The sequence below is a fragment of the Burkholderia sp. APQ4-4ca genome, assembly GCF_057837105.1.
The window spans coordinates 1-7,540 of the sequence record NZ_JBYQCG010000217.1; the positions used below are offsets into that span (position 1 = coordinate 1).

Sequence of the window (7,540 nt, forward strand, 5' to 3'; positions counted from 1 at the left end):
GTTGTTGATGAGTTCCATCATGTTGACGGTCTTGCCCACGCCAGCACCGCCGAACAGGCCGACCTTGCCGCCCTTCGCGAACGGGCAGATCAGGTCGATGACCTTGATACCCGTTTCGAGCAGTTCAGTCGACGGCGACAGTTCGTCGAACGCCGGAGCCTTCTGGTGGATCGAACGCGTCGTTTCGCTTTCGATCGGGCCGGCTTCGTCGATCGGACGGCCGAGCACGTCCATGATACGGCCGAGGGTCGGCTTGCCGACCGGCACCGAGATCGGCTTTGCCGTGTTCTTCACGGTCAGGCCGCGGCGCAGGCCGTCGGATGCACCCAGACAAATGGTACGGACCACGCCGTCGCCCAGCTGTTGCTGGACTTCGAGCGTCAGTTCCGAGCCATCGAGAATGAGCGCGTCGTAGATCTTCGGCATGCTGTCGCGCGGGAATTCCACGTCGATAACGGCGCCGATGCACTGTACGATCTTGCCTTCTACCAAAGCAGCAGTACTCATCGCTTTTCCTTTAAATACCTGATTCTTTACTCGCGCAAAGGCGCAGTTGTCGTCCCGGGCGCGCGCTTAAACAGCGGCTGCGCCGCCGACGATCTCCGACAGTTCTTTCGTGATCGCGGCCTGACGGCTCTTGTTGTATACGAGCTGCAGTTCACTGATCACCGTCTTCGCGTTGTCGGACGCGGCCTTCATCGCGACCATGCGCGCCGATTGCTCGGACGCCATGTTTTCCGCGACGGCCTGGTACACCAGCGCCTCGACGTAACGCACGAGCAGTTCGTCGACGACGGCCTGCGCGTCCGGCTCGTAGATGTAGTCCCACGACGTCGCCGGCGTACCGTCATCGGCTTCGAAGTGTTCCGACGACAGCGGCAGCAGCTGCTCGATCACGGCTTCCTGCTTCATCGTGTTGACGAAGCGCGTGTAAGCGATATAAACCGCCGACAGCTTGCCTTCCGAGTACAGATCGAGCTGCGTCTTCACGGCGCCGATCAGCTTGTCCAGGTGCGGGGTGTCGCCCAGGTGCACGACCTGCGACATCACCTTCGCGCCGAAGCGGTTCAGGAACCCGAGGCCCTTGCCGCCGATCGCGGTGGCTTCGACCTTCTGGCCCTTCTCTTCCAGCTCCTTGAACTTCTGCACCGTCGCACGCAGCACGTTGGTGTTCAGACCACCGCACAGACCCTTGTCCGTCGTGACGAGGATGATGCCGGCCGTCTGCGCGCCGTCGTTCGCCACCATGAACGGGTGGCGGTACTCGGGGTTCGCACGGCTCATGTGCGCGGCGATGGCACGGACCTTGTCTGCATACGGACGAGCGGCGCGCATGCGTTCCTGCGCGCGACGCATCTTCGATGCAGCCACCATCTCCATCGCCTTCGTGATCTTGCGCGTGTTCTGCACGCTCTTGATCTTGCCGCGAATTTCCTTCATTCCAGCCATAGCTTGCTCCTTTGCGCCCCGAGTTAGCGCTTTGGCGCTTTACTCGGGACTCATGCATCGCTCACCGAAGCGGCGCGGGTGCGTCAGCCCCCGCGCGGCCTCGGTGTGTCACTCGCGGATCAATAGGCACCGGACTTCTTGAAGGATTCGATCGCCGAGCGCAGCGCGCCTTCGTCGTCCTTCGAGAGATCCTTGGTGTCTTCGATGCGCTTGATGAGGTCAGCGTGGCTGGTCTTCAGGTTGTCGCGCAGGCCCTTCTCGAACGACAGCACTTGCTTGACGTCGAGATCGTCGAGGTAGCCGTTGTTCGCGGCGTACAGCGACACGGCCAGTTCCCAGACCTGCAGCGGCTGGTACTGCGGCTGCTTCAGCAGTTCCGTCACGCGGCGGCCGCGCTCGAGCTGCTTGCGGGTCGCTTCGTCGAGGTCCGATGCGAACTGCGCGAATGCGGCCAGTTCACGGTACTGCGCGAGGTCGGTACGGATACCGCCCGACAGCTTCTTCACGACCTTCGTCTGCGCGGCGCCACCGACGCGCGACACCGACACGCCGGCGTTGATTGCCGGGCGGATGCCTGCGTTGAACAGGTCGGTTTCCAGGAAGATCTGGCCGTCGGTAATCGAGATCACGTTCGTCGGAACGAACGCGGTCACGTCGCCAGCCTGCGTTTCGATGACCGGCAGTGCCGTCAGCGAGCCGCTCTTGCCCTTCACTTCGCCGTTCGTGAACTTCTCGACGTACTCTTCCGACACGCGCGCCGCACGCTCGAGCAGACGCGAGTGCAGATAGAACACGTCGCCCGGGTACGCTTCACGGCCCGGCGGGCGGCGCAGCAGCAGCGAGATCTGACGGTATGCCCAAGCCTGCTTGGTCAAGTCGTCATAGATGATCAGCGCATCTTGGCCGCGGTCGCGGAAGTATTCGCCCATCGTGCAGCCGGCGTACGGTGCCAGGTACTGCATGGCAGCCGAATCCGATGCCGAAGCGGCGACGACGATCGTGTATTCCATCGCGCCCGTTTCTTCGAGCTTGCGCACCACGTTCATGATCGACGAAGCCTTCTGGCCGATCGCGACGTAGATACAGATCAGGTCCTTGCCCTTCTGGTTGATGATCGCGTCGAGCGCCACCGCAGTCTTGCCGCACTGACGGTCGCCGATGATCAGCTCACGCTGGCCACGGCCGATCGGCACCATCGCGTCGATCGACTTGATGCCCGTCTGCACCGGCTGCGACACCGACTTGCGCCAGATCACGCCCGGGGCGATCTTTTCGATCGCGTCGGTCAGCTTCGCGTTGACCGGGCCCTTGCCGTCGATCGGGTTGCCGAGCGCGTCGACCACGCGGCCGACGAGTTCCGGGCCAACCGGGACTTCGAGAATGCGGCCCGTCGTCTTGACGATGTCGCCTTCCGAGATGTGTTCGTATTCGCCGAGAATCACCGCGCCGACCGAGTCGCGCTCGAGGTTCAGCGCGAGACCGAACGTGTTGCCCGGAAACTCGAGCATTTCGCCCTGCATCACGTCCGACAGGCCGTGGATGCGCACGATACCGTCGGTCACGGAGATCACGGTGCCCTGGTTGCGAACGTCCGCGCTCGCTTCAAGGCCCTGGATCCGGCTCTTGATCAGCTCGCTGATCTCAGAGGGATTGAGTTGCATTATTCGCTCCTGATAGTCAATTCTGTTGCGTGCCGGCGTGGCGCTCAGGCGGTCAAGGCAGCCTGCATCGATGCGAGGCGCGCGCGAACCGAGGTGTCGAGCACTTCGTCGCCGACCGTCACGCGCACGCCGCCGATCAGCGACGAATCGACTTCGACCGTCGGTTTCAGCTTGCGCTTGAACTTGCGTTCGAGGCCCGAGACGAGACTGTCGAGATCCGCGCCGTTCAGCGGGAACGCGCTCACGATCTCGGCGTCGGCTGCGCCTTCACGTTCGTTCTTGAGCGCCTCGAACTGCTCGGCAATTTCCGGCAGCAGCGCGATGCGATGATTGTCGACCAGCATCTGCACGAAGTTCTTCGCTTCGGCGCCGGCCGCGACGGGCGACTTCACCGCAGCAAGCAGCAACTCGGCTACTTGCGTGCGCGTCACCTTCGGGCTCGACGCGACCGACAGTACTTCCGGCAGACGCGCAACCTGGGCCAGCTCTTGCACGAGCGTGGACCAGGCGGCGATGTCACCGCCCTCGGCCACGCGGAACAGCGCTTCTGCGTAAGGGCGGGCGATGGTTGCAAGTTCGGCCATGATCAGAGCTCGGCTTTCAGTTGATTCAGCAGTTGGGCGTGGGCCGTTTGATCGACTTCGCGCTTCAGGATCTGCTCGGCGCCCTTCACGGCCAGCGCGGCGACTTCGCCACGCAGCGCTTCGCGCGCCTTCACGATTTGCTGTTCTGCTTCCGCCTTCGCCTGGGCGACGATGCGGGCGGCTTCAGCCTGGGCGTTGGCCTTGATTTCCTCGGCGACCGCCTGCGCACGCTTTTCAGCGTCGGCGATGCGCTGCTGGCCGTCGTTGCGGGCCTGCGCGAGTTCCTGGTCCACGCGCTTGTGCGCTGCGTCGAGTTCCGCCTTGCCCTTCTCCGCGGCGGCGAGGCCGTCGGCGATCTTCTTCGAACGTTCGTCGAGGGCGTTGATCAACGGCGGCCACACGAATTTCATCGTGAACCACGCGAGGACCAGGAACACGACCATTTGCGCAAACAGAGTTGCGTTGAGATTCACGGTGTTTCCTTATCTGCTATTCCGGAAAAATGAAACGGTAAGGCGCTCATCGAGTTGCATTCGATCAGCGCCCCAAGTCTCCGTTCCGCCCTGCGCCGGCTCACGCCGGACGCATATTTCCGAGGAACCTTAGCCTGCGAGCTTCGACAGGAGCGGGTTCGCAAACGCGAACAGCATTGCGACACCAACGCCGATCAGAAATGCAGCGTCGATCAGACCAGCCAGCAGGAACATCTTCGTTTGCAGCGGGTTGATGAGTTCCGGCTGACGTGCGCAGGCTTCGATGTACTTGCCACCCATCAGCGCGATACCGATACAGGCGCCGATTGCACCCAGGCCGATGATGATGCCGATACCGATGGCGGTCAGACCCTGGATGTTGGCGATGTAAGCTTGCATGATCACTCCTTTGTGAAAAGACTTGGAACTGAGATTTAAAAAACTAAAACGAAGACTCTTTGTTGCACGCCGCGCTTAGTGCGTGTCGTGCGCCTGGCCGAGATACACCAGCGTCAGCATCATGAAAATGAATGCCTGCAACAGAACAATCAGGATGTGGAAGATTGCCCAGACGCTACCCGCGATCACATGACCAACGAAGCCGAGGAACGTTGCGTCGCCACCGAAGCTCCACATGCTGCCGAGCAGGGCGATCAACAGGAACAACAGCTCACCCGCGTACATGTTGCCGAACAGCCGCATGCCGAGCGAAACGGTCTTTGCAACGTATTCGACGATGTTGAGCGCGAGGTTCGGGATCCACAGCAGCGGGTGGCCGCCGAACGGGGCCGACAGCAGCTCATGCGCAAAGCCGCCCGCGCCCTTGATCTTGATGCTGTAGTAGATCATCAGGACGAACACGCCGAGCGCGATGCCGAGCGTGCCGTTCAGGTCGGCCGTCGGGACGATGCGATGGTGGGAAATCACGTCCGACAGACCGAGCAGGCCGATCACGCGGCCCGGCAGGTCGACCGGGAGAAAGTCGAGGGAGTTCATCAGCGCGACCCACACGAATACCGTGAGGGCGAGCGGCGCGATGAAGGTGCGATTGCCGTGGACGATGGCCTTCGACTGGTCTTCGACCATTTCGACGAGCATCTCGATCGCGCACTGGAAACGGCCCGGCACGCCCGACGTCGCCTTGCGGGCGGCCAGACGCAGCAGGACGATCGTCACGATGCCGCAAACGATCGACCAGAACAGCGTGTCGATATTCCAGACGTGAATGTCGAAAATCGACGTCTGATGCGAGGTGGAGAAATTCTGCAAGTGGTGCGCAATGTACTCGGACGGATCCGGACCGCGCGTGCCTTCGCTAGCTGCCATATCGTTAATGCCACCCAAATTGTCGAAAATCGTTTTGCCCCGTTCCGCAACACGCTATTGCGGGAACGGGCCGGTGCGGTTCGTTGTCGAAACCGCACGCTGCTTGTTTCTTACCGCCAGGCCAGCGCGATCCAGTACGTCTTCAGCACGACGAGGTACGTGACGAGGAACGGCACCCAGTGCACGCCGGCCCAGCCGAACGCCACCGCGGTGAACATCCCGATCGTCAGAGCGAGCTTCAGGGCTTCGCCCATCACCCAGCTCATCACGGTGGCCGAGCCACCTGCCTTCAGTCGCGCCACGAATACCGCACTGGGCACCCAGCCGATCGCTCCGCCCAGAAACGCGGATTGCGCAGCGGCGCCCGGCGACTTCGAAAACAGCCACCACGCCAGCGTTGCAACCAGGGACAGGACCACTTGCGCGAACACCACCTTGTAGGGGGTCACGCGCGAGGGCTTGCTCACGTTCGGGCCAAACAGCCTTTCGGCCTCGGCCCGCGTCAGCGGAACGATGTTGTTATCTTGCTGCTCGACATCCCAGTCATCGTCGGATTCACGCCGCTCGCCGGCCGCCGAAGCGGTGCGTTGCGTGCGCTGATCATCGTGCCTGTCGTCCGGCGCCTGACCCGCCATCGCAATCTTCCGCTGAAATCCTTGAACCCGACCCCAAGCTTTCCGAAAGCTTTCAGGGGTGCCTAGCTAACAAATCCGGGCGATTGTAAGCGATAGTTGCAAGTGATTCAAGGCTTTAGACGCGACAAAAACCTGTGTAAAACGACGCCTCATGATGTGGAAAAACGCCCGATTCGACGACGTACGATGACAGTTGTAAGGTCGATTTTTTGCACCGGTACTTCTTGCGCGAAAAAGTCCGGTGAGGGGGTAAATTGCGGGGAAACGATGCCCGAGGCGGGCCACGCGGAAGCGGTGCCATCGCCGCCGGGAATGCGCCGCCATGCAGCCATCGGAAACGACTCGGCGCGACGCCGTGGAACCCGCAACGCGCGATGACCGAACCACCGCGCGCGACGCGCGAAATTCGACCGGATGTTCAGGCATCGATTCAGCCAATCAGTTGTCGCGCCGCCACAGACGTTCGACTGTAGAATGCAACGCTTATCCACAATGCTCGATCACTACGAACGCCGTGCGCCCTGCCACCACTCGAACGGCTCACCTGTGCCGCCCGCACTGGCCTCGCTCAACCGTGCATGAGCAGCCACGCGCCAAGCACCGCGCTCAACAGCGCGAACGGAATCGAAACGAGGTGAAACGGTAGCCACATGCGCGGCTCCTTCGCGAGACGCACCGCGATCAGGTTCGCGAGCGAACCGATCGCGAAACCGAAGCCGCCGATCGATACGCCGAATGCAAGCGCGCGCCAGTCGTGCGTGAACTCCGACAGCAGGATCGCGGCCGGCACGTTGCTGATCACCTGCGACAACACGGCGCCGGCGGCATAGACGCGCAGCGGCGAATCGAGTTGTGCGTGCGCGATCGCATCGTGCACGACAGGCAGCGCGGCCGCGCTGCGCAACACGACGAACATCAGCACGAAGATCAGCAGCAGCAGCCAGTCGATCTTCAGGACTGCGTCGCGTTTGACGGCGAGCAGCACGATCGCGACCCCGACGAGGCCCGGCAGCGGATGATGCGCATCGGCGAGCAGCACGAACGCGGCGAACAGCACCGCCGCGATCAGCGCGTGCATGCGTTGGACGGGAACGGCCGCGACGTCGCCGGACAAGTCGAGCGGCTTCGCGCGGAACATCACCGCGGTCAGCACGAGCAGCAGCGCCATCAGCGCGACGGCGAGCGGCCCGAGCGTGACCACGAAGCGGCCGAACGACACGCCGCTCAATTGCCACAGGAAAAGATTCTGCGGATTGCCGAGCGGTGTCGCGACGGAGCCCGCATTGACGGCCAGCGCGACGACGATCACGAGCCGCCGGAACGGTAGCGGAGTCAGTGCGCGCAGCGACACCATCAACGGCACGACGACGAACAGCGCGACGTCGTTGGTGAGCCACATCGACAACACCGCG

Annotated in this window: 9 protein-coding genes; all 9 read right to left on the reverse strand. The window is 62.5% G+C overall.

Annotated elements, in window-relative coordinates; all coding sequences use genetic code 11:
- Positions 1–507, reverse strand: a 507-nt coding sequence (locus AC3IFE_RS23145) for a F0F1 ATP synthase subunit beta (protein WP_489192227.1), incomplete at its 3' end; no start/stop codon positions are given.
- Positions 508–573: 66 nt separating this feature from the next.
- On the reverse strand, positions 574–1,449 hold the full coding sequence (atpG, locus tag AC3IFE_RS23150; RefSeq protein ID WP_034209645.1) for a F0F1 ATP synthase subunit gamma: 876 nt from the start codon (positions 1,447–1,449) through the stop codon (positions 574–576).
- 119 nt (positions 1,450–1,568) lie between these two features.
- Complete coding sequence (gene atpA, locus AC3IFE_RS23155; RefSeq protein ID WP_014895499.1) at positions 1,569–3,110, reverse strand: F0F1 ATP synthase subunit alpha; 1,542 nt, start codon at positions 3,108–3,110, stop codon at positions 1,569–1,571.
- Between the two features lie 44 nt (positions 3,111–3,154).
- A complete protein-coding gene (locus AC3IFE_RS23160) occupies positions 3,155–3,694 on the reverse strand; it encodes a F0F1 ATP synthase subunit delta (RefSeq protein WP_006477284.1) in 540 nt (179 codons plus the stop codon).
- Positions 3,695–3,696: 2 nt separating this feature from the next.
- A complete protein-coding gene (locus AC3IFE_RS23165; protein ID WP_006477283.1) occupies positions 3,697–4,167 on the reverse strand; it encodes a F0F1 ATP synthase subunit B in 471 nt (156 codons plus the stop codon).
- 129 nt (positions 4,168–4,296) lie between these two features.
- Positions 4,297–4,566, reverse strand: a complete 270-nt coding sequence (gene atpE, locus AC3IFE_RS23170; protein ID WP_006482730.1) for a F0F1 ATP synthase subunit C — start codon at positions 4,564–4,566, stop codon at positions 4,297–4,299.
- Between the two features lie 75 nt (positions 4,567–4,641).
- Positions 4,642–5,493, reverse strand: a complete 852-nt coding sequence (atpB, locus tag AC3IFE_RS23175) for a F0F1 ATP synthase subunit A (RefSeq protein ID WP_089466317.1) — start codon at positions 5,491–5,493, stop codon at positions 4,642–4,644.
- Positions 5,494–5,603: 110 nt separating this feature from the next.
- Positions 5,604–6,128 (reverse strand): ATP synthase subunit I, encoded by a 525-nt coding sequence (locus tag AC3IFE_RS23180; RefSeq protein ID WP_050015828.1) that lies wholly within the window; start codon positions 6,126–6,128, stop codon positions 5,604–5,606.
- 568 nt (positions 6,129–6,696) lie between these two features.
- On the reverse strand, positions 6,697–7,540 hold an 844-nt coding region (locus AC3IFE_RS23185), incomplete at its 5' end, for an SLC13 family permease (RefSeq protein ID WP_489192233.1).

What these genes read in the sequence shown, in the direction of transcription:
- atpG (WP_034209645.1), bottom strand. Translation starts at nt 1,449, where the DNA reads ATGGCTGGAATGAAGGAAATTCGCGGCAAGATCAAGAGCGTGCAGAAC.
- atpA (WP_014895499.1), bottom strand. Translation starts at nt 3,110, where the DNA reads ATGCAACTCAATCCCTCTGAGATCAGCGAGCTGATCAAGAGCCGGATC.
- AC3IFE_RS23160 (WP_006477284.1), bottom strand. Translation starts at nt 3,694, where the DNA reads ATGGCCGAACTTGCAACCATCGCCCGCCCTTACGCAGAAGCGCTGTTC.
- atpE (WP_006482730.1), bottom strand. Translation starts at nt 4,566, where the DNA reads ATGCAAGCTTACATCGCCAACATCCAGGGTCTGACCGCCATCGGTATC.
- atpB (WP_089466317.1), bottom strand. Translation starts at nt 5,493, where the DNA reads ATGGCAGCTAGCGAAGGCACGCGCGGTCCGGATCCGTCCGAGTACATT.
- AC3IFE_RS23180 (WP_050015828.1), bottom strand. Translation starts at nt 6,128, where the DNA reads ATGGCGGGTCAGGCGCCGGACGACAGGCACGATGATCAGCGCACGCAA.